This window comes from Pseudomonas sp. SJZ131 (assembly GCF_007828705.1).
GTDB classification, from domain to species: Bacteria; Pseudomonadota; Gammaproteobacteria; order Pseudomonadales; family Pseudomonadaceae; genus Aquipseudomonas; species Aquipseudomonas prosekii.
The window spans coordinates 189,902-210,723 of sequence record NZ_VIVC01000001.1 but is presented as its reverse complement, the minus strand read 5'-3'; the positions used below and the strand labels follow the sequence as shown (position 1 = coordinate 210,723).

The window sequence follows — 20,822 nt, the reverse complement described above, 5'->3', positions numbered from 1 at the left end:
GACAAAAAAATCCCGCCACGGCGCTAACCGTGGCGGGATTTTTTTTATTGCCGGACGGTTTAGAACGCGCCCATGTAATCGCGCTTGCCCACTTCCACGCCGTTGTGACGCAGCAGCGCGTAAGCGGTGGTGACGTGGAAGAAGAACTGCGGCAAGCCGTAGCTCAGCAGGTAAGCCTGGCCGCTGAAGCGCTTCTCTTTCGGCGTGCCTGGGCGAGTGACGATTTCGATGCCTTCGTTGCCATCGATCTGCTCAGGCTTGATCTCGCCGAGGTAGGCCAGAACTTTGGTGATCAGCGCTTGCAGCTCGGCGAAGGTGGTTTCTGTGTCTTCGTATTTCGGCACTTCCAGCTCGGCCAGACGCGACGAAACGCCTTTGGCGAAATCGACGGCGATCTGTACCTGGCGAACCAGCGGGAACATGTCCGGGTACAAACGCGCTTGCAGAAACGCATTCGGGTCGATGTTTTTCGCGGTGGCGTGGGCTTCAGCCTTGTTCAGCACATCGCTCAGGGCGTTGAGCATTTGCTTGAAAACCGGGACAGAAGCGGCGTACAGGGAAATAGTCATGGCAGTCTCGTGTTGTGGCGGGTGTAAAAACGTGGGGCGATTATAGCCATGCTTTGCGCATCGGGCGGCTTGCCTTTTGTTTGGCAAGGATTACGCTAGGCGGCTTCGACTGCACGCATCGACAGCAAAGGGAAAAGCGCGAATGAGCACTGAGCAAGAGACGACCTTCGACGAGCCGCGCCTCAACAGCACGGAAATCCGCATCCTTGGCTCGCTGATCGAGAAACAGGCGACCAGCCCGGAAACCTACCCGCTGACCCTTAATGCGCTGGTGATTGCCTGCAACCAGAAAACCAGCCGCGAACCGGTGATGAACCTGACTCAGGGCCAAGTTGGCCAGAGCCTGCGCGCCCTCGAAGGTCGCGGCTTCAGCAAACTGGTGATGGGCAGCCGCGCCGACCGCTGGGAACACAAAGTCGACAAGGCGCTGGAACTGGTGCCGGCGCAGGTGATTTTGACCGGTTTGCTGTTCTTGCGCGGTCCGCAAACGGTCAATGAGCTGCTGACCCGCAGCGGCCGCATGCATGAATTTGAAGATGCCGAGCAGGTGGTGCATCAGCTCGAACGGCTGATTGCGCGGGGGTTGGCGCTGTTGATTCCGCGTCAGGCCGGGCAGCGCGAAGACCGCTACATGCACGCGCTGGGCGATCCGGCAGACATCGAGACGATTCTCGCGGCCCGGCAAAATCCTGCGGAACGTGGCGCCAGTGGCGGGGTTTCGGTGGAGCGTATTGAAGTGCTGGAAGCGCGGATTGCAGCGCTGGAAGAACGCCTGTCGCGGCTGGAATAACCCGACGCCACAGATCAAATGATGTCGGCTGACACTTCGTCATCGCGAGCAGGCTCGCTCCTACAGGGATTTCAGCATTCATGAGATTTCCTGTGGGAGCGAGCTGCTCGCGATGAGGCCGGCACTGCCCATGCAAAAACCCGGCAATCAACTCCGTGCAAACGCCACCGCAGCCTGAAACTGCTCAGCCGTCGGCCGCACGCCGGTGTACAGCACAAACTGCTCCAGCGCCTGGATTGCGATCACTTCGAGCCCGGTGATCACGCGTTTGCCTTCCGCGCGCCCGCGCACGATCAGCGGCGTCTCAGACGGAATCGCCACCACGTCGAATACCGTCTGCGCCGCAGCAATTACCTCTGCATCAAACGCCAACTGATCCGCTTCCGGTCCACCGGTCATGCCGATTGGCGTCACGTTGATCAGCATCTGCGGGCGTCGCGCGCCCAACTCTGCTTGCCATTCGTAACCCAGCGCATCGGCCAGCGAGCGCCCGGCGCGCTCGTTACGCGCGACGATCACGCCGTTTGCGTAGCCGCCATCGCGCAACGCGCTGGCCACTGCTTTGGCCATTCCGCCGCTGCCGCGCAGGGCGAACGTCGAGTCTTTCGGCACCTGATGCGTTTCCAGCAACTGCGCGATGGCGATGTAATCGGTGTTATAGGCCTTGAGATGGCCGTCAGTGTTGACGATGGTGTTGATCGACTGAATCGCCGCCGCCGACGCATCCAGCTCATCGACCAGTGCAATGCACGCTTCCTTGAACGGCATTGACACGCCGCAACCGCGAATGCCCAGCGCGCGAATACCACCGACGGCGCCGTTCAGGTCTTTGCTGCTGAACGCCTTGTAATAGAAATTCAGCCCCAACTGTTCGTACAGATGATTGTGAAATCGCAGGCCAAAGTTGCCGGGGCGCCCGGAGAGCGACATGCACAACTGCGTGTCTTTGTTGGGGTTCATCTGCATGAAACATCTCCTTCCAATGCACTTTCAGATGGACGGGATTAGCCATTCCATCCTCTTCTGTTCGATCATGATCCGGTCTGCAAACGGCGCTGCAGGACGGTAAAGAAGCCGGTACAGACCTTACACAAAATTTACCCAACGGCTGTGCAGTATTTGCAAAAAACGCTGTCTTAGAAATATCCCCGCGCCAATCCCAAGGTCTATTGCAGACTCAGGCGCCGGGTCGAAGAACCGAGGAATTATCATGATCCGTAAAATCCCCACAGTGGCCTTGTTGATAGGTGTACTGGCAGTCGCCGGGCAGGCCGAAGCGCATGGCGGTGGCGGTTGGCAAGGTCCGGCGGTGTTCGGTGCGATTGTCGGCTCGGCGATCGTCGGCTCGGCCCTGATCAATGCCAATCGACCGGTTTATGTTGAACAGCCGCAGCCGGTTTACTACCAGCCACAACCGGTTTACGTACAACAACCGCCGCCACCGGTTTATTACCAACCAGCACCGGTCTACGTGCAGCAACCGATCTACTATCGCCCGGCGCCGGTTTATTACGGCCCGCCACGCGGCTATTACGGTCGTCCGCACGGCTATTACGGCGGCCCGCGCTACTGATTGATCGAATCACCAGGCCCCGCCTCAACCGCGGGGCTTTTTTATGAGCGCGAGGTGTACGAGGTCTGGATAGACCGCGTCGAGGTCGTTATCGAGACAGCGCGCACGGACGATTTTGGCAAGATTGCCTTGAGTGCCCTTCCCTGACCTTGGGGCCAAACCGTAATATTTGTGTCATGACAGGTGCGCAATCTGCATCTGCAGGCGTATAGCAGCGTTGAATAACAGCCATCAATAACAAGAAGGACGAGCTCATGCCCACGCAAAACCCGCACCGCAATGTCGGCTTGTGCACTTCCAGCAAGGTTTATGACGCACTGACCGAACTCAAGCATCTGGAAGGCCATCGCAGCGCCAAGTTCCTCTCGCTGCTGGCGGAAAACCTGGTGCGCAAAGGCCTGCTCAACGAGCAGGAAGTCGTGCACATGCTCGATCAGGTGGTCGATTGAGCGCAAAGCTCAGTCGCATCAATGACCACTATCGAGAACGTTGATTGTCCGTTGCGCGGCGCGATCCGTAAGGTAGCCCCATCGTTTGATGGAGGTACTTATGAATCAGGTCCAAATCATGTCAGTCATCGGCAGCGCCGTTCCAGCATCGCTCAGAGCATCTGGATTGCTCGCTTGCTGGTACTTGGTGCTCAACGGCGAACCGGTCAGCGGCCCGTTGACCTCGCTGACCGCCGCCCAGGCCCTGTCACAGCGCATAGGCGGCGGCTCGTTCAGCGCTTAAGAAGGCAGTTGAACACGCGGCTTGCTTTCGACGAAGATCGCCCAGCTCGACATAAACAGCGCGGCGATCAACGGCCCGATCACAAACCCGTTCAGACCGAAGACGGCCATGCCGCCCAAGGTTGAAATGAGGATCATGTAGTCGGGCATTTTCGTGTCCTTGCCTACCAGAATCGGGCGCAGCACGTTGTCCACCAGGCCAATCACGAATACCCCGAACAGCGCCAGCACCACGCCCTGCCAGACATAACCGCTGAGCAGGAAGTACAAGGCCACCGGCGCCCAGACAATCCCCGCGCCTACCGCCGGCAACAGCGACAGAAACGCCATCACCACTGCCCAGAGCAACGCGCTGGGGATGTCCAGAAACCAGAAAATAAACCCGCCCAACGCACCTTGGGTAACCGCCACCAACAGGTTGCCTTTGACGGTGGCGCGCACCACGCGGTTGAATTTGAGCTGCAAACGGCGCTTCTGCTGTTCCTGCAACGGCACGGCGGTGCGCACTTTGCGTGCCAGTTCGGCACCGTCGCGCAGGAAGAAGAACAGCAGGTACAACATGATGAAGAAACTGACGATGAACTCGAACGTGCCTTGGCCGAACGTCACCACTTGCGAAGCGAAGAACTGACTGCCCTGCATCGCGCCTTTCACCGCTTTGTCCTGCAGACCGTTCAACTCGCCGATACCAAAGCGGTCGAGCAGATGCTGGAAGGACATCGGCAAGCCATGCTTGAACTGGGTGATGTAACCGGCGATGTCCAATTTGCCGCTTTCGATGCTCTCGTAAAGCACCGCGCCTTCCTGAACCAGCAACGCACTGATGATGATCACCGGCAAAATCGCGATCACCAGACACACGCTCAAGGTGCACAGCGACGTCACGTTGCGCTGCCAGCCGAACTTCAACTGCAGCCGTCGTTGCATGGGCGCAAAGATAATCCCGAGAATCACCGCCCAGAACACCGCGCCGTAGAACGGCAGCAGAATCCAGATAAAGGCCAGCGTCACTGCTCCCAGTAAAATCAGCAGTGATCGTTTTTGTACCGTCGTTTCTTTCATGTCCGATCCATGTCAGTGCGCAGAGGACGCAAGTTCGCGTCAGATGCTTAGTCCGCCACGGTTCGCGCGAGTGCCATCCGTTTGTTCAACAAGCATAGATCCAGATCAATAAAGCCTCGGAGCAAGGCGCTTAACCTCGCCGACTTTTGCGATCGACACGACCATGACCCTTGCGCCGCCGCCCTCCAGCCCAGAACTGCTCGCCCCCGCCGGCACCCTGAAAAACATGCGCTACGCCTTTGCCTACGGCGCCGATGCGGTGTACGCCGGGCAGCCGCGCTACAGCTTGCGCGTGCGCAACAATGAATTCGATCACGCCAACCTCGCCCTCGGCATTCGCGAGGCGCAGCAACAGGGCAAGCGTTTTTACGTGGTGGTGAACATCGCGCCGCACAACGCCAAACTCAAAACCTTCCTCAAAGACCTCGAACCGGTGATCGCGATGGCGCCGGACGCGCTGATCATGTCCGATCCGGGGCTGATCATGCTGGTGCGCCGGCACTTTCCACAGATGCCGATTCACCTGTCGGTGCAGGCCAACACGGTGAATTGGGCGAGCGTCGAGTTCTGGCAGCGGCAGGGGCTGAGCCGGATCATCCTCTCGCGTGAACTGTCGCTGGAAGAAATCGCCGAGATCCGCCAACAAGTGCCGGCCATGGAACTGGAGGTGTTCGTCCACGGCGCGCTGTGCATGGCGTATTCCGGGCGTTGTCTGCTGTCGGGTTACATGAACAAGCGCGACGCCAATCAGGGCAGTTGCACCAATGCCTGTCGCTGGAAGTACTCGGCGCAAGCGGCCACGGAAAATCAGCTCGGCGAGATTGTGCAGCAATTCGTGCCGCAACCGACCTTGGGCATTGGCGCGCCGACCGATCAGGTGTTTCTGTTGCAGGAAGCCAATCGGCCGGACGAATTGATGCCGGCATTCGAGGACGAGCACGGCACTTACATCATGAACGCCAAGGACCTGCGCGCGGTGCAGCATGTCGAGCGTTTGACGCAGATGGGCGTGCATTCACTGAAGATCGAGGGCCGGACCAAATCGCACTTCTATTGCGCGCGCACCACTCAGGTGTATCGCCAAGCCATTGACGATGCGGTGGCGGGCCGCGCGTTTGATCGCAACCTGATGACTGATCTGGAATCGCTGGCCCAGCGCGGCTACACCGAGGGTTTTCTGCGCCGGCATGTGCACGACGAATACCAGAACTACCAGAACGGCAGCTCGGTGTCGGAGCGTCAGCAGTTTGTCGGCGAGCTGACCGGTGAACGCCGCGATCGCCTGGCAGAAGTGCAAGTGAAGAACCGCTTCGGCCTGGGCGATCACATGGAACTGATGACGCCCAAGGGCAACTTTCACTTTGACCTGCATGAATTGCAAAACCTGCGCGGCGAACCGATCGACGTCGCGCCGGGCGATGGCCACACCGTGTACGTACCGATCCCGGATGCAGTGGATCTGCGCTTCGCCCTGCTGATGCGCGATGTCAGCGGCAGCTGACCGACCAACACGCAATTGCGCAGACAACGCCAAACCCTGTAGGAGCAGAGCTTGCTCGCGAAGAGGCCGTCAGCCGCACCATCTTCATTCCCTGAACGACCGCTTTCGCGAGCAAGCTCGGCTCCTACAGGAAACCAGGGCGCCAGTGGGATTCAGGCAAATTCTTCGCGGAGCATTCCGACAAACGCCTCGCGCGCCGGGTGCACACCGGCGTTCTCGTGCCAATAAAACAAATTCTCCACCGCCGTCAGTTCCGCGAACTCATACCCGGCGCACCCGGCGCCTTTTGCGTACTGATCGAACACGCCTTTGGGCACCAGCGCCACGCCGGCCCCGGCGCTGACGCAACCGACAATTGCACCGTAACTGGCCAGGCTGACAATCGGCAGCGCCTGCCCCTGACGCAGCAACCAATGCTCCAGCGCCGCCCGATACGGGCAACCGGGCGGCCACATGAACACGGTTTTATCCTGCAAATCGGCAACATCGCGCACCGGTCCCAGCGACGTCGAGGCGATCAGCAGCAGCTCTTCGCGGTACATCGGCGTGCGCATCAGGTGCGAGCGCTCGACATCCACCGCGACGATGGCGCCGTCGAGGCGATGGTTGGCGGTGTCGTCGAGCAGTTGGCTCCAGGTGCCGGTGGTCAATTCCAGCGCGACACCGGGATAACGTTTGTGAAATTTCGCCAGCAAGCGCGGCAAGCGCCCGGTCGCCGAGGATTCGATGGCGCCGATGCGCAGCGGCCCGCAAGGCTCGGCGGATGGGTCGAGGGCGCGTTTGGCCTCAACTGTCAGCGCCAGAATCTTCGACGCGTAGGTCAGGAAGGTCTGCCCCGAAGGGCTGATCCGCAGCCCGCGCCCCTCGCGCAGAAACAGCGCCACGCCGAGCTCCGCTTCCAACGCCTTGATCCGCGCAGTGATATTCGACGGCACGCAGTGCAGCAATTCTGCCGCGCGGGCAATGCTGCCGACGTCGGCCACAGTCTTGAACATGCGAATCTGCGCCAATTCCATAATGCTCATCCAAAGTGATGTATCGGCGCAGTATAAGTCAGTTGTAGCGAACGACCAGGCTTCTGATACTCAGTGCATCCAACACAGGTGCACGACCATGCCGCAACTTTCTCCCGCTGTGAAAATCATGTTGGCCATGGCATTTGTCGTGGTGTGCTGGGGTTACTCACCGACCGGCATTCACCTTGGCTTGCAGGCCTACGAGCCGGGACATCTGGCGTTGCTACGGTTTCTGCTGGCGTCGGTGTTGATGGCGGCGGTCGCGCTATGGCGCGGCATCAGCCTGCCGAAGATGCGTGACGTGCCGTCGCTGATCGCGCTCGGTTTGTTTGCCGTGAGCTTGCATCACGTGCTGCTGAACATCGGGCAGCAGAGCGTCAGCGCCGGCGCGTCGAGTGTGCTGGCGCAATCGACGCCGCTGTTCAGCACCTTGCTGGCGCGGTTTGTGTTCAAGGATCGGGTCAGTGCCTGGCGTTGGGGTTGCGTGCTGCTGGGGCTGATCGGCGTGGTAATCGTCGTCGCCGGAGACAAAGGCCTGGCCAGCATTGATGCGCAGGGTTTGCTGATTTTGCTGGCGGCGGTTTCATGGAGTGTTTACTTCGCATTGCAGAAGTATCACACCGGGCGTTACGACGGGTTGACCCTGACCTGTTACACGGTTTGGGCGGGGACGCTGTTGTTGCTGGTGTATCTGCCGGGGTTGGCGGATCAGGTGTTACGCGCGCCGGGCGAGGTGCAAATAGCGGTGATTGGCTTGGGCGTGTTTCCGAGCGCACTGGCGTATCTGGCGTGGGCATTTGTGTTGGCGCATGTGGACTTGAGCCGCGCCGCGATGACCCTTTATCTAGTGCCGCCGACGGCGATGCTGATTGCCAGTTTCGCCCTGGGCGAGCGGCCGTCGATGCTGGTGATAGTCGGCGCAGTGGTGGTATTGAGCAGCGTGCTGGCGTTGAATCTGGAGCGAAAACTGCTGGCGCTGCTGACGCCATCGCGAGCAGGCTCACTCCCACATTGACCGCACAAACCTTTAGGAGCTGAGCTTGCTCGCGATAGCGGTCTTTCGGGCAATGAAGATGTTGTGGCTGATGGCCTCATCGCGAGCAAGCTCAGCTCCCACAGGGCTCGCGGCGTGCTGGAAATCCCCCGTAGGAGCGAGGCTTGCCCGCGAAAGCGGTGGTTCTGGTGATGAAGATGTTGTGGCTGATGGCCTCTTCGCGAGCAAGCTCAGCTCCTACAGTGTTCGCGGCGTGCTGGAGATCCCCCGTAGGAGCGAGGCTTGCCCGCGAAAGCGGTCTTTCAAGCAATTGAGGGTTTGTGTCCCCCAAGGTTCGCGGCGCGCTGAAGATCCCCCGTAGGAGCGAGGCTTGCCCGCGAAAGCGGTGGTTCAGGCAATGAAGGTTTTGTGTCCCACAGGGTTTGCGGCGCGCTGGAGATCCCCTGTGGGAGTGAGCCTGCTCGCGATGAACGATGACGCGGTCAACCTGCGGCCCACAAAAAACCCGGCACTCTGGCCGGGTTTTGTTTAGCGCCGATCATCGGACAATGGCGTTTGCTCATCTGCCGCCGGCATGTCTTCGTCGGCGCTCGGGTCTTTCCAGTCATCGGGGCGATCCGCATCCGATTGCGCCGGGTCCCGGGCGGGGTCCATGCCGGGCGGAGCATCATGGTCCAGCGACGGTTCGTCCGTGCCGGGCATGGGTCTGGTGGGATCGGTATTGGGCGTTCCACCCTGGAACATCGAATCGTTAGCCATGATGCACCTCACTGATGTTGGCCGGATTATCCGGGCCGTATCATTTGGAAAACCGGCGCATGAAGACCGTGCTATCGACTAGACCAACGGTTATCAGCCACGCGCCAGAAAGCGGTCGCGGCTGTTGGTCAGATGCAGCCACATAGCCGCGCGAGCCGCGTCAGGGTCCTGGCGTTTGATCGCGTTGAGAATCGCCTCGTGCTCCTGATTGGCCAATTGCCCGAGCTTGCTCAAATCCGCCGCGCCACGCTCAACGGCATTGACCCGGGTTCGCGGAATCATCGCACTGCCAAAATGCTGGATGATTTCGCTGAAACACACGTTGCCGGTGGCTTCGGCGATCAGCAAATGGAAGCGCCTGTCGGCCTCCACGCAACTGTCGTTATTCGCCAGCAAGTTTTGATAGTCATCCAGCGCCTCGCGCATCTGCTGCAATTGCGCGTCCGTGCGGCGACTGGCGGCGAGCGCGGCGGCCTGGGTTTCCAGGCCCATGCGCAGCTCCAGAATGCTGCGCACACCCAGCGCCGTGTCGACGTTCAGCCGCAAGCCCTGCTCCGCTGCCCGCTCAATCACAAACGTGCCAATGCCATGCCGGGTTTCCACTAACCCCGATGCCTGCAATTTCGAGATCGCTTCGCGCACCACGGTGCGGCTGACCCCGTGTTCCTGAACGATCGAGTTCTCCGACGGCAGCTTGTCGCCGGGCAACATCTGCCCGAGCAGGATGCTCTGGGTCAGCTTCGCGACCAAATCATGCGCCAGGTTATGGCTGCGTTTGCGGGCGGGAACGTCGAAGTCTTCTTGCATGGCGATCTTCCGGAGACTGGGCAATCGGGATCGTAGCACTGGCGTGGGCGGGAGACCTTCCAAAATGATGGCGAACTTGTATGACAACATTCCACAAAACGCCACAATCGCGCTCAGGCATTTCCTACCAACGCCACCTTCAAGAATCGAAACCGTCCAGGTGAGCGCTATTTCATTGACCAACAACCTTGCACATCAAAAAAACCTAGTTGTATGATGTCTATCAACAAGCAACACGCAGTTACACCCCGCATAAAAATAATCAGTGGGAGAAACGCAAGTGAATACAGCCCTGTCCGGGATGCATGACGGCACCGATTCGGTGCTCAAATCCGCCATCTCCAAAGTCAAACGCCACGTCCTGCCGCTCTTCGTGATCATGTTCATCGTCAACTACATTGACCGCGTGAACATTGGTTTCGTCCGCGCCCACATGGAGCAGGACCTGGGCATCGGCGCTGCCGCCTACGGTCTCGGTGCCGGCCTGTTCTTCATCGGTTACGCGCTGTTCGAAGTCCCCTCCAACATGCTTCTGCAAAAAGTCGGCGCGCGCATCTGGCTGACCCGCATCATGCTGACCTGGGGCCTGGTCGCCGCCGGCATGGCGTTTATCCAGAACGAAACCCACTTTTATATTCTGCGATTTCTGCTTGGTGTCGCCGAAGCCGGATTCTTTCCCGGGGTAATCTATTACTTCACCCGCTGGCTGCCAGGCGTCGAGCGCGGCAAGGCAATTGCGATCTTCCTCAGCGGCTCGGCGATTGCCTCGCTGATCTCCGGCCCGCTGTCCGGGCTGCTCCTGCAAATCAACGGTCTGGGCCTGCACGGCTGGCAGTGGATGTACTTCATTGAAGGCATGTTCTCGGTTGGCTTGTGCGTGTTCGTCTGGTTCTGGCTCGACTCCAAACCCCACGACGCCAAATGGCTGACCCGCGCAGAACAGGACGCGCTGGTCAAAGCCATCGACGACGAACAACTGGCTCGCGAAGCCGCGACGCCGATCAAACCGTCGTTGGGCAGACTGCTCAAGGATCGCCAGATCATTCTGTTTTGCCTGATCTACTTCTTCATTCAACTGACGATCTATGCCGCGACGTTCTGGCTGCCGAGCATCATCAAGAAGATGGGCGACCTCAGCGACATTCAAGTCGGGCTGTTCAATTCGATCCCGTGGTTGCTGTCGATTGTCGGCATGTACGCCTTCGCCGCCCTGTCGGCCAAATGGAAAAACCAGCAAGCATGGGTCGCCGCGGCGCTGTTGATCGCCGCTGCCGGGATGTTCATGTCGACCACCGGCGGGCCGATCTTTGCCTTCGTTGCGATCTGTTTTGCGGCGCTCGGTTTCAAATCGGCGTCGTCGCTGTTCTGGCCGATTCCCCAGGCCTATCTGGACGCGCGAATCGCTGCCGGAGTGATCGCGCTGATCAACTCGGTGGGCAACCTCGGCGGCTTCGTCGCGCCAACCACGTTTGGCCTGCTGGAGGAACACACCGGTTCGATCCAGGGCGGCCTCTACGGTTTGGCCGCGACCTCGATCATCGCTGCGATCATCGTTTTTGCCGCCCGCAATACGCCGAGAAAAGCCTCGGTCACCGTCGGCCAAACCGCGTCCAGCCACGCCTGAATTTCTGATCCAAGGACAATAAAAAATGCACACACAAGACCACGCTCAAGACCGCACAAAAAACACCGAAAAAGCGCCGATCATTACCAGCATGCAAGTGGTTCCGGTGGCCGGTCACGACGGCATGCTGCTCAACCTCAGCGGCGCCCATGGGCCGTTTTTCACCCGCAACATCGTGATTCTCACCGATAACGCCGGGCACACCGGGGTCGGCGAAGTGCCCGGTGGCGAGCGCATTCGGCAGACGCTGGAAGATGCGCGTGCGCTAGTGGTCGGCAGTCCGATCGGCACTTATCAGAAGATCCTCAATCAAGTGCGCCAGACCTTTGCCGACCGCGACGCCGGCGGCCGTGGTTTGCAAACCTTCGACCTGCGCATCACCATTCACGCGGTCACCGGCCTCGAAGCCGCCCTGCTCGACTTGCTCGGCCAGCACCTCGACGTGCCGGTCGCGGCGCTGCTCGGCGAAGGGCAGCAGCGCGATGAAGTGAAGATGCTCGGTTACCTGTTTTACGTCGGTGATCGGCACGCCACTGACCTCGCTTATCGCAGCGAACCGGAAGCCGATAACGACTGGTTCCGCGTCCGTCATGAGCAAGCCATGACCGCCGATGCGGTGGTGCGTCTGGCCGAAGCCGCGCACGCGCGTTATGGCTTCAAGGACTTCAAACTCAAGGGCGGCGTGCTCAGCGGCGACGAGGAAATCGAAGCAGTCACCGCGCTGGCCGAACGCTTCCCCGATGCGCGAATTACCCTCGATCCGAACGGCGCGTGGTCATTGAAAGAAGCGATCCGTTTGTGCCGCGATCAGCATCGCGTACTCGCTTACGCCGAAGACCCGTGCGGCGCGGAAAACGGTTATTCCGGGCGTGAAGTCATGGCCGAGTTTCGCCGCGCCACAGGGCTGAAAACCGCGACCAATATGATCGCCACCGACTGGCGGGAAATGGGCCACGCGATCCAGTTGCAATCGGTGGACATTCCGCTCGCCGATCCGCATTTCTGGACCATGCAAGGCTCGGTTCGCGTCGCGCAGATGTGCCACGAATGGGGCCTGACCTGGGGTTCGCATTCCAACAATCATTTCGATATTTCGCTGGCGATGTTCACCCATGTCGCGGCCGCCGCGCCGGGGGAAATCACCGCGATCGACACGCACTGGATCTGGCAGGACGGCCAGCGCCTGACCAAAGCGCCGCTGCAGATTGTCGGCGGCTGCGTGCAAGTGCCGAAGAAACCCGGGCTCGGCGTCGAGTTGGACATGGACCAGTTGGCCAAGGCGCACGAGTTGTATCAAGGCATGGGCCTCGGCGCGCGCGACGACAGCGTGGCGATGCAGTTTCTGATCCCGGGCTGGAAGTTCGATAACAAGCGACCGTGCCTGGTGCGCTGAACCACTCACCGCCCCTGTAGGAGCAAAGCTTGCTCGCGAAGGCGTCGTGTCAGTCGACACCCGTTTGCCTGACCCGACGCTATCGCGAGCAAGCTCGCTCCCACAGGGTTTTGTGCCCGGTGCATCCCCCCTCGTTCACACACCACCATCGCCGCAGTCTCGGCTCGCGATTACAATCGTGCCCATCAGCAGACACGACATGGATGAAACACGATGAGCAGACTGACTATTCTCGCCGCTTGCCTGGCACTGGGCAGCACAGGTGCGTGCCTGGCGCAGGCTCGCACCGACCAGCAGATCGAAACCTCAGTCGATGCGGCGATCCGCCCGATCATGCAAAGCCAAGGCGTGCCGGGGATCGCGGTAGCGGTGACGGTCGACGGCAACGCGCATTACTTCAACTACGGCGTCGCCTCGAAAGAAAGTGGGGAGAAGGTCACTAAAAACACCCTGTTCGAAATCGGTTCGCTGAGTAAAACCTTCACCGCCACCCTCCTCGCCTACGCCCAAGCGACCGGCAAATTGTCCCTGAACGACAAGGCCAGCCAGGTTCTCCCGGCGTTAAAGGGCAGCGCGCTGGACAACATCAGCGTCGTGCAATTGGCCACTTACACGGCGGGCGGTTTGCCGTTGCAGTTCCCGCAAGCGGCGGACAGCGCGGACAAGATGCTCGGCTATTTCCAGCAATGGAAACCGCTTTATGCGCCCGGCACTCATCGGCAATATTCCAACCCGAGCATCGGCTTGTCCGGGTATCTGGCCGCACACAGCCTCGGCGTGCCGTTTGAGCAGGCAATGGAAAAAACCCTGCTGCCAAAACTCGGGTTGAAGCACACATTTATCCACGTCCCGCAGGATCAGATGGAGCTTTACGCTCAGGGTTACGACAAGGCCGACAAGCCTGTGCGTGTCAGCCCCGGAGCGCTGGACGCAGAAGCCTACGGGGTGAAAACCAGCGCGGCAGACCTGCTGACTTTTGTCCAGGCAAACATGCAGCCGGCCGCGCTGGACGCGCCGGTGCAGCACGCGATTGCCGCAACGCACGCCGGTTATTACACGGTGGGCGACATGACTCAGGGCCTGGGTTGGGAGCGTTATGCCTACCCGATTACCTTGGATAAATTGCTCGCGGGCAATTCGACGCCGATGGCCATGGAGGCGCATCCAGTCCAGTGGTTGAACCCGCCGCAGGCTGAGCCGAAGGATGTGCTGCTGAACAAGACCGGTTCGACCGGTGGTTTCGGCGCTTACGCGGCGTATGTGCCGTCGCGCAAGATTGGCGTGGTGATCATGGCCAACAAAAACTACCCGATCCCGGAACGAGTGAAAGCGGCGCATCAGATATTGCAGTCATTGACCGAGTAGCACGCCCCCCATGATCCCCTGTGGGAGTGAGCCTGCTCGCGATGGCGCCAGCCCAGTCGACATCGATGTTGCCGCATTTACCGCCATCGCGAGCAGGCTCACTCCTACAGGGATTTATGTATCGGTCTGAATTTTTTTCCGCTCCAAACACGCCAGCGCACTCACCGCGAGACACAGCGCCGCCCCGCCGTACACCCATTCCGACGGCGCCACCGGCAGCAGAAAACCCGCCAGCAACGGCCCGATCCCGGCGCCGATGTCACGCCACACCGCGTTCCCCGCCAGCGCGCGCACCCGGCCGCTGTCCGGATGACGCTGGGCGATCACCGTCACCACCAACGGCAATTGCAGCGCGCGCAATATCAACACCAGCGCGCCGCCGACGATCAACCAGTGAAACCCGAAGCCGATCAGCGCTATCGAGGTCATCAGCGAGAACACGATCAACATTCGCGTCGCGCCCCAGCGCTGCGCCGCCACGCCGCCCAACGGGCTCAGCAACAATTCCGAGACATAACGCAGCGCCAACAACGTGCCGGCGACCACCACGGCGTTGCCTTCCAGCAAGTGATCAGCCAATAGCGACAGGCCGATGATGAACAAGCCGTCGAGCGTCAGGCCTTCGATAAACGACCACATCGCGACACTGTCCGGCCACTGGAAACGCCGCGTCGAAGCCGCCATCGGATGCGCCGCCGACGGCAGCCCGAGCGCCTTCCACATTCCGATCAGCGAGGTCACGCACATCAGGTAGAAAATCACTCGCGGGCCATACTCGACACTGAGCAACGCGCCCAACGGCAGCGCCAGCATCGGCCCCGCCGCGATCACCGCGCGCGAACGGCCGGTACGCCGCGCCGCACCCAGCGGCTCGGCGGTGGCCATCACTTGCGTGGACAAATTCAGCGCCGCGTACGACAAGCCCCAACCGAGGCGCAACAGCAGCAACCACCAAAAACCCGACAGCGTCGCGTAACCCAACGCGCACAACGCCGCCGTGCCCGTGGCCAGCAGCAACGCCGGGCGATCACCCTGGCGGGTGTAAAACTGCATGACGTAGCGATAACCGAAAATCCGCACCAGCCGATTCGCCGCCAGCAAAATCCCCGCCTCGGCGAGGGTGATGCCAAACGCCTGCGGCTGCATCGGCAGCAGCAGGTACAACAAGACATCGCCAGGTAAACACAGGGCCAACACCGAAGCGGCCCGGAACGAGTGTTGGTCGGCGGTTTTTTCTGACATGAGAGCGGCAGGCCTTGGCAAAAATCTTCAACGTTCAGACTGGCGTGAAGCGGCGCCGCTGACAAACTTTTTTACAAATCATCGGAATGCCTTGAACTCCATAAAGCCCCGCGCAGTCATCCCTGTTACCTCCCCTTCAAGCGAGTGCTACCCATGAACATCGATCTATCCAGCAAAACCGCATTGGTCACCGGCTCAACCCAAGGCATCGGTTTTGCGATTGCCAAAGGCCTGGCGCAATCCGGTGCCGAGGTAGTGATCAATGGGCGCAAGCAGGATGCTGTCGACGCCGCTGTCAGCCAGCTCAAAAAGTTGCTGCCCAACGCCAAGGTGCGCGGGATCGCCGCCGACGCCGGCACCGCCGAGGGCTGCAAGAGCATGGTCGCCGCCCTGCCGCACGTGGATATTCTGGTGAACAACGTCGGCATTTATGGCCCGCAGGATTTCTTCGAAACCGAGGATGAGGTCTGGGAAAAATTCTTCGAGGTCAACGTGATGTCCGGTGTGCGCCTGTCGCGCGCCTATCTCGAAGGCATGGCGAAGAACGCCTGGGGCCGGGTGGTGTTCATCTCGTCCGAGTCGGCGCTGAACATCCCGGCGGACATGATCCATTACGGTTTCACCAAGACTTCAAACCTGTCGATTTCACGCGGTCTGGCTAAGCGCATGGCCGGCACCGGCGTGACCGTCAACGCCGTACTGCCAGGGCCGACACTGTCCGAAGGGCTGCAGGAAATGCTCAAGGATGAACAGCAGAAGTCTGGCGAATCGATGGAAAAAGTTGCAGCCGATTTTGTCATGGCCAACCGTCCGACCTCGATCATCCAGCGCGCGGCGGAAATGGAAGAAGTGGCGAACATGGTCGTCTACGTCGCCTCGCCACAAGCCTCCGCCACCACCGGCGCGGCATTGCGCGTGGACGGCGGCGTCGTCGACAGCCTCGCCTGACCGCCCCCCGAACCCTGTAGGAGCAAGGCTTGCCCGCGAAAGCGGTGTATCAGGAATCAAAAGTCGCCTGACCGACCGCCATCGCGAGCAAGCTTTGCTCCCACAACCGCGCGGATGTCCACGGTTATATGCCCCACCCAAACCCTGTAGGAGCAAGGCTTGCCCGCGAAAGCGGTGGATCAGGCAATCAAAAGGTGCCTGACCGACCGCTATCGCGAGCAAGCTCCGCTCCCACAACCGCGCGGTCGTTTGCGGTTATGTGCCCAACCCAAACCCTGTAGGAGCAAGGCTTGCCCGCGAAAGCGGTGGATCAGGCAATCAAAAGCCGCCTGACCGACCGCCATCGCGAGCAAGCTCTGCTCCCACAACCGCGCGGTTGCCTGCGGTGATGTGCCCAACCCAAACCCTGTAGGAGCAAGGCTTGCCTGCGAAAGCGGTGGATCAGGCAATCAAAAGTCGCCTGACCGACCGCTATCGCGAGCAAGCTCTGCTCCCACAATCGCGCGGATGTCCACGGTTATGTGCCCAACCCAAACCCTGTAGGAGCAAGGCTTGCCCGCGAAAGCGGTGGATCAGGCAATCAAAAGTCGCCTGACCGACCGCCATCGCGAGCAAGCTCTGCTCCCACAACCGCACGGTCGTCTGCGGTTATATGCCCCACCCAAACCCTGTAGGAGCAAGGCTTGCCCGCGAAAGTGGTGGATCAGGCAATCAAAAGTCGCCTGACAGACCGCCATCGCGAGCAAGCTCTGCTCCCACAACCGCGCAGTTGGACGTTAATCAGTCATCCGGCATTTCTGGTGGTTTGGTTGGCTTGGCCGGTTTTGCCGGTTTGGTAGCCTTCGTGCCTTTTGCCGCTGCCGGCTCGGCTGCTGCCGGTGGTGGCGTGGCGGCGGCAGCGGCGGCCGCTTCTTTTTCGGCCATCGGCATGGCGTCGATGGTTTCGAAGATTTTCTTCAGGTCGACGGTTTTCGATTCATCACCCGAGCTTTCGAGTTTTTTCTCGCCATCCTTGCCCACCAGAATGACTTTCGGCAACGCACCGGCACCCAGTTTCAGCGAACGAATCAGCGCCATGGTGTCCTGCTGCCCCATGTCCTTGCCGTCGAGTTGGCCGGACATGTTCAGCACGCTGTAGACCCGGATGTTGCGCTGGGCCAAGCCTTCTTTGTTGGCCGGATCGTCCAGCGATTTTTTCAAACCGAGCCAGACCGGGTCGATGGTGCTGGACGTGATCACGATCAGCGGTCGAGCCCTGCCCTTATCGATGTCCAACGGGGAATCGCCATCGGCGGCGAGCAAGGGGCCAGCAAGCGCCAGCAAGGTTGTCAGGGTCAATGACCTGATGAGCATGCGCGTCTCCTTTTGATATCCACGCTCTACTGATTGCGCATCGCGGCGATCGTTCCGGGTGACGGCCCGTAAAAATGTTTCGCCTAGGCCAAAGCTTAGGTCAGGGCCGATATTGCGCAACCGCATTCACCAGCGCCCCTAACCGCCCCCCTGCTACAAAAAACTTATTCGGCTGCTGGCAGCGAGAAGGTGAATACGCTGCCGACGCCCGGTTCGCTTTCCACCCACATTTCGCCGCCGTGGGCGTGGACGATGCTGCGGCAGATGTACAACCCCAGGCCGCTGCCATTCGGATTGCCCTCGCGCACCGACCAGTAGCGCTCGAAGATGTGCGGAAGTTGTGTCGGCAAAATCCCGCCACCGTTGTCGCGCACCGAAATCATCACTTTGTCGTCGAGTTGCCAGGCACTGACGTCGATGCGTCCGCCGACCGGGGTGAATTTGATCGCGTTGCCGAGCAGGTTCGACAACACCTGAAACAATCGCTGCGGGTCGGCGTGAATGCTCAGGCCCTCGGCGCTGCTGCAATTGAGCTCGATGCCTTTGTGCGAGGTCAGCGTCACCAGCAATGCGCAGGCCTGTTCAAGCAGCGCGACCACGTCCAGCGGTTTGCAATCGAGCGGATATTGCCCGGCGTCGAGTTTGGATTTGTCGAGCAAATCGGCGATCAATACATTCATCCGCGAGGTCGCGTCTTCCATCGTTCCCAGCGCCGCGCTCATGCGCCCGGAATGGTTGCTCTCGTCGCGCGAGACCAGGCGCTGCATCATCCCGCACTGCATGATGATGATCGTCATCGGGTTGCGCAGATCGTGCGAAACCACCGCGACCAACTCATCGCGCACCCGCACCGCCTCGTGCTCACGGCGTACCTGGCGGGCCAAATCATCTTCAATCGCCGCGCGGCGCAATTGCAGCGCGGCAAAACTGTCGGCGGCGCTCCATGGCCGCGAACGGCCGTACACCTGTTGCTCCCAGACTTCGAAGGATTTGCGCGGTTGCAGGCGTTGGTCGGGATCAGTGCCAGCGACAAAATGCTCGTCGGGATTGCCGCTCCATTGCATGCTCGAACGCAATTGCCCACCGAACCAGATCACCGCGTTGTCCACCGGTTTGGGCAGCACAAATGCCAACAATCCGCTGGCGGCATCGCTGTACACCGCGCTGCCCGCATGCAGACTTTGCAGGTGCTCGGTCTGGAGCAATTCGCCCTTCTCCTGGCAGCGTTCGCGCACCCACAAATACAACGCGCGGACCTGCTCGGCAGTCGGGCATTGGCCGATCAACTGCAAGCGATCCTCGACCAACACCGCGACGCCACTGGCGCCCGTCAGGTTGAGCAGCTGTTGCGGGTGATTGGCCAGGCCGTCGAGCACGTCATGTTTGGCCAGGCGCATGGCGGCGGTCAGTTCGTTGATCAGCAGCGATTTTTCGTCGCGATCTGTTTGCTGATCGCGGGTTTGCAGCGCGCTGATCTGCACGCTCAGCAACTGCGCAATGGCGACGCACATGCTGCGCACCGGATGGCTGACCAGCAGCGGCTGATGATGGGCGCAGGTGATCAGGCCCCAGAGCCGATCCTGTTCCAGCAGCGACAGGCTCATTGAGGCGCGCACGCCCATGTTGTCCAGGTATTGGCAGTGCACTGGCGAAACACTGCGCAACATCGAGAAGCCAAGGTCCGGCGGCTGGCCGTCGGGGCGCAACGTCGGCAGGATCGGCACCGGCACGTAACGCGCATCCGGAATCACCCGAATCCAGTTCAGGCGATACAGCTCGCGGGCCTGCGGCGGGATGTCCGAGGCGGGAAAACATTGACCGAGGTAACCCGGCAACTGCCCGCCCAATGCTTCACTGATGACCCGCCCATGGCCCTGACTTTCGAAGCGATAAATCAGCACGCGGTCGAAGCCGGTCAGTTGGCGAATCTCCGCGACACTGACCGCGTACAAATCCTCCAACGTCGCCGCCGCCTGCATCCGTCGCAGCGCGCGCAGCAGAATGACCGTGTTGTCCTGAGTCGCCTCAAGCCACGGCTCCAGTTCAAGAATCACCACGCTGTCGTGGCGGCTGAGCGAGCCGTTGAAGCGTTGCCCGCCGATCTCCAGCAGCAGTGGATTGGCTTCGTCGAGTTGCGGCAGTAACAGCGCCTGACGGATTTGCTCGGCGGCGGCGATGCCGGTCAATGTTGCCAAGGGTTGCTGCCATAGCTCGGCGGGCGACAGACCAAACAGCGCCTGGCAATTGCTGCTGATCTGGCCAATCAGCAAACCGTCCTCACTTGACCCAGGTTCACTCAGCGTCAGCAGCACGCCATGCGGCTGGATCGAGCCCGGCAGGCGAATTGGTTCGCTGGCGCATTGCGCGAGCGCGGCTTGCAACTGCGCGGCGTCGAGCTGCTCGGAACTGAGGCGAATCATTGCAACACCCCGCACTGCTCCAGCCACTGCTCGAACGCCTTGAAGGTCGCCTCGGCCGCGACCACCGTTTGCGCTCGCTCGGCGGGGTCGCGCACTTCATACAAGCACGCGAGAAAACCGCGCCACATCACCAGCGTCGAGGTGCCGTACACCGCGAAAAATCGTCCGCCGCTGTGTTCGTCGATGCCCAGGCGCGAGTACAAACCGTTGCGCATCGACTGGCCGCCGAGGGTCGCGCCTTCGAGCACGTACAACACGCCGAGGACGTCGGCGGCGCTGTTGATCTGGAAGGGAATCGGGCATTGCGCGAGCGCCTCGACGGCGTCGGTGCCGAGGCCGAGGGCAAACAGGTCTGCTTCAAGCGATGGGGTTTTGCTGCGGATCAGCCAGTCCAGGCCGGAAATGTTCATCGCCTGCCGGGACAGCAAATGCTCCAGCGGCCGATAAAAACCGTAATAGGCTTTGATCAATCGCGTGTAAAGCGCCTGGTCGGCGGTGAAAAAAGGGATGCGTTTCTCCAGCAACTGATGCTGCTGGGTGGTAGCGACGCGCAGCTCATTGAGAATCAGCGGCAAACTCTTCGGCGGGACGTTCACGACAGGGCGTCGTGGCAGTGTCCGGCTGGGGAACGGAGACGTTCAATAACGTCGATTAAAGCGTGCACGTGTCACCTCA

General features: G+C 60.5%; 20 protein-coding genes. 10 read left to right on the top strand and 10 right to left on the bottom strand.

Annotated features, from left to right (window positions below; all coding sequences use genetic code 11):
• Nucleotides 1-59 precede the first annotated feature (59 nt).
• Nucleotides 60-569: a DUF1993 family protein gene (locus FBY12_RS00680; RefSeq protein ID WP_145250123.1), complete on the bottom strand. Its 510-nt coding sequence runs from the start codon at nt 567-569 to the stop codon at nt 60-62.
• 142 nt (nt 570-711) lie between these two features.
• Here FBY12_RS00680 and FBY12_RS00675 point away from each other — a divergent pair, with 142 nt between their 5' ends.
• Entirely contained in the window at nt 712-1,359 is a 648-nt protein-coding gene (locus tag FBY12_RS00675) for a YceH family protein (protein WP_145250121.1), read from the top strand.
• 147 nt (nt 1,360-1,506) lie between these two features.
• On the opposite strand, the gene FBY12_RS00670 is transcribed toward FBY12_RS00675, so the two are convergent.
• Nucleotides 1,507-2,325, bottom strand: a complete 819-nt coding sequence (locus tag FBY12_RS00670; protein ID WP_145250118.1) for a shikimate 5-dehydrogenase — start codon at nt 2,323-2,325, stop codon at nt 1,507-1,509.
• Between the two features lie 244 nt (nt 2,326-2,569).
• Between FBY12_RS00670 and FBY12_RS00665 the strand changes: the two genes are divergently transcribed.
• The 3 genes from FBY12_RS00665 (at nt 2,570) to FBY12_RS00655 (ending at nt 3,664) form a co-directional block, all read left to right on the top strand.
• On the top strand, nt 2,570-2,932 hold the full coding sequence (locus FBY12_RS00665; protein ID WP_092270503.1) for a hypothetical protein: 363 nt from the start codon (nt 2,570-2,572) through the stop codon (nt 2,930-2,932).
• A 254-nt stretch (nt 2,933-3,186) separates the two neighbouring features.
• Complete coding sequence (locus tag FBY12_RS00660) at nt 3,187-3,381, top strand: hypothetical protein (RefSeq protein WP_121734400.1); 195 nt, start codon at nt 3,187-3,189, stop codon at nt 3,379-3,381.
• Nucleotides 3,382-3,481: 100 nt separating this feature from the next.
• Complete coding sequence (locus tag FBY12_RS00655) at nt 3,482-3,664, top strand: hypothetical protein (protein WP_145250114.1); 183 nt, start codon at nt 3,482-3,484, stop codon at nt 3,662-3,664.
• On the opposite strand, the gene FBY12_RS00650 is transcribed toward FBY12_RS00655, so the two are convergent.
• Nucleotides 3,661-4,725, bottom strand: a complete 1,065-nt coding sequence (locus FBY12_RS00650) for an AI-2E family transporter (RefSeq protein WP_145250112.1) — start codon at nt 4,723-4,725, stop codon at nt 3,661-3,663. The genes FBY12_RS00655 and FBY12_RS00650 overlap by 4 nt on opposite strands.
• A 163-nt stretch (nt 4,726-4,888) precedes the next feature.
• On the opposite strand from FBY12_RS00650, the gene yegQ reads away from it, so the two are divergent.
• On the top strand, nt 4,889-6,226 hold the full coding sequence (gene yegQ / locus FBY12_RS00645) for a tRNA 5-hydroxyuridine modification protein YegQ (protein WP_145250109.1): 1,338 nt from the start codon (nt 4,889-4,891) through the stop codon (nt 6,224-6,226).
• 152 nt (nt 6,227-6,378) lie between these two features.
• Here yegQ and FBY12_RS00640 read toward each other — a convergent pair whose 3' ends face one another.
• Nucleotides 6,379-7,242 carry a LysR family transcriptional regulator gene (locus FBY12_RS00640; protein ID WP_145250107.1) on the bottom strand — a complete coding sequence of 288 codons (864 nt, stop codon included), beginning with the start codon at nt 7,240-7,242 and terminating at the stop codon, nt 6,379-6,381.
• Nucleotides 7,243-7,339: 97 nt separating this feature from the next.
• On the opposite strand from FBY12_RS00640, the gene FBY12_RS00635 reads away from it, so the two are divergent.
• Entirely contained in the window at nt 7,340-8,257 is a 918-nt protein-coding gene (locus FBY12_RS00635; RefSeq protein ID WP_145250104.1) for a DMT family transporter, read from the top strand.
• A gap of 507 nt (nt 8,258-8,764) precedes the next feature.
• On the opposite strand, the gene FBY12_RS00630 is transcribed toward FBY12_RS00635, so the two are convergent.
• Together FBY12_RS00630 and FBY12_RS00625 are read right to left on the bottom strand one after the other, a co-directional pair.
• Entirely contained in the window at nt 8,765-8,995 is a 231-nt protein-coding gene (locus FBY12_RS00630) for a hypothetical protein (RefSeq protein ID WP_092279898.1), read from the bottom strand.
• A gap of 93 nt (nt 8,996-9,088) precedes the next feature.
• On the bottom strand, nt 9,089-9,802 hold the full coding sequence (locus FBY12_RS00625; protein WP_145250101.1) for a FadR/GntR family transcriptional regulator: 714 nt from the start codon (nt 9,800-9,802) through the stop codon (nt 9,089-9,091).
• 301 nt (nt 9,803-10,103) lie between these two features.
• Here FBY12_RS00625 and FBY12_RS00620 point away from each other — a divergent pair, with 301 nt between their 5' ends.
• The 3 genes from FBY12_RS00620 (at nt 10,104) to ampC (ending at nt 14,184) form a co-directional block, all read left to right on the top strand.
• The gene (locus tag FBY12_RS00620) at nt 10,104-11,426 is read left to right on the top strand and encodes an MFS transporter (protein ID WP_371927379.1); all 1,323 of its coding nucleotides are present in this window, start codon (nt 10,104-10,106) and stop codon (nt 11,424-11,426) included.
• A 25-nt stretch (nt 11,427-11,451) separates the two neighbouring features.
• Nucleotides 11,452-12,819 carry a glucarate dehydratase gene (gene gudD / locus FBY12_RS00615; RefSeq protein WP_145250095.1) on the top strand — a complete coding sequence of 456 codons (1,368 nt, stop codon included), beginning with the start codon at nt 11,452-11,454 and terminating at the stop codon, nt 12,817-12,819.
• Nucleotides 12,820-13,032: 213 nt separating this feature from the next.
• The gene (gene ampC / locus FBY12_RS00610) at nt 13,033-14,184 is read left to right on the top strand and encodes a class C beta-lactamase (protein WP_145250093.1); all 1,152 of its coding nucleotides are present in this window, start codon (nt 13,033-13,035) and stop codon (nt 14,182-14,184) included.
• Between the two features lie 114 nt (nt 14,185-14,298).
• Here the strand turns inward: ampC and FBY12_RS00605 are convergent, their stop codons facing one another.
• Nucleotides 14,299-15,426: an MFS transporter gene (locus FBY12_RS00605; protein WP_145250091.1), complete on the bottom strand. Its 1,128-nt coding sequence runs from the start codon at nt 15,424-15,426 to the stop codon at nt 14,299-14,301.
• Nucleotides 15,427-15,579: 153 nt separating this feature from the next.
• Here FBY12_RS00605 and FBY12_RS00600 point away from each other — a divergent pair, with 153 nt between their 5' ends.
• Nucleotides 15,580-16,374, top strand: coding sequence for an SDR family NAD(P)-dependent oxidoreductase (locus FBY12_RS00600; RefSeq protein ID WP_092279886.1), 795 nt, complete (start codon nt 15,580-15,582; stop codon nt 16,372-16,374).
• 780 nt (nt 16,375-17,154) lie between these two features.
• Here the strand turns inward: FBY12_RS00600 and FBY12_RS00595 are convergent.
• From FBY12_RS00595 to FBY12_RS00585, 3 genes are all read right to left on the bottom strand, one after another.
• A complete protein-coding gene (locus FBY12_RS00595) occupies nt 17,155-17,727 on the bottom strand; it encodes a DUF4174 domain-containing protein (protein ID WP_145250088.1) in 573 nt (190 codons plus the stop codon).
• A gap of 164 nt (nt 17,728-17,891) precedes the next feature.
• Complete coding sequence (locus FBY12_RS00590; protein WP_145250085.1) at nt 17,892-20,147, bottom strand: ATP-binding protein; 2,256 nt, start codon at nt 20,145-20,147, stop codon at nt 17,892-17,894.
• The gene (locus tag FBY12_RS00585; protein WP_256663248.1) at nt 20,144-20,743 is read right to left on the bottom strand and encodes a biliverdin-producing heme oxygenase; all 600 of its coding nucleotides are present in this window, start codon (nt 20,741-20,743) and stop codon (nt 20,144-20,146) included. Before FBY12_RS00585 ends, FBY12_RS00590 begins: the two co-directional genes overlap by 4 nt.
• Nucleotides 20,744-20,822 lie beyond the last annotated feature (79 nt).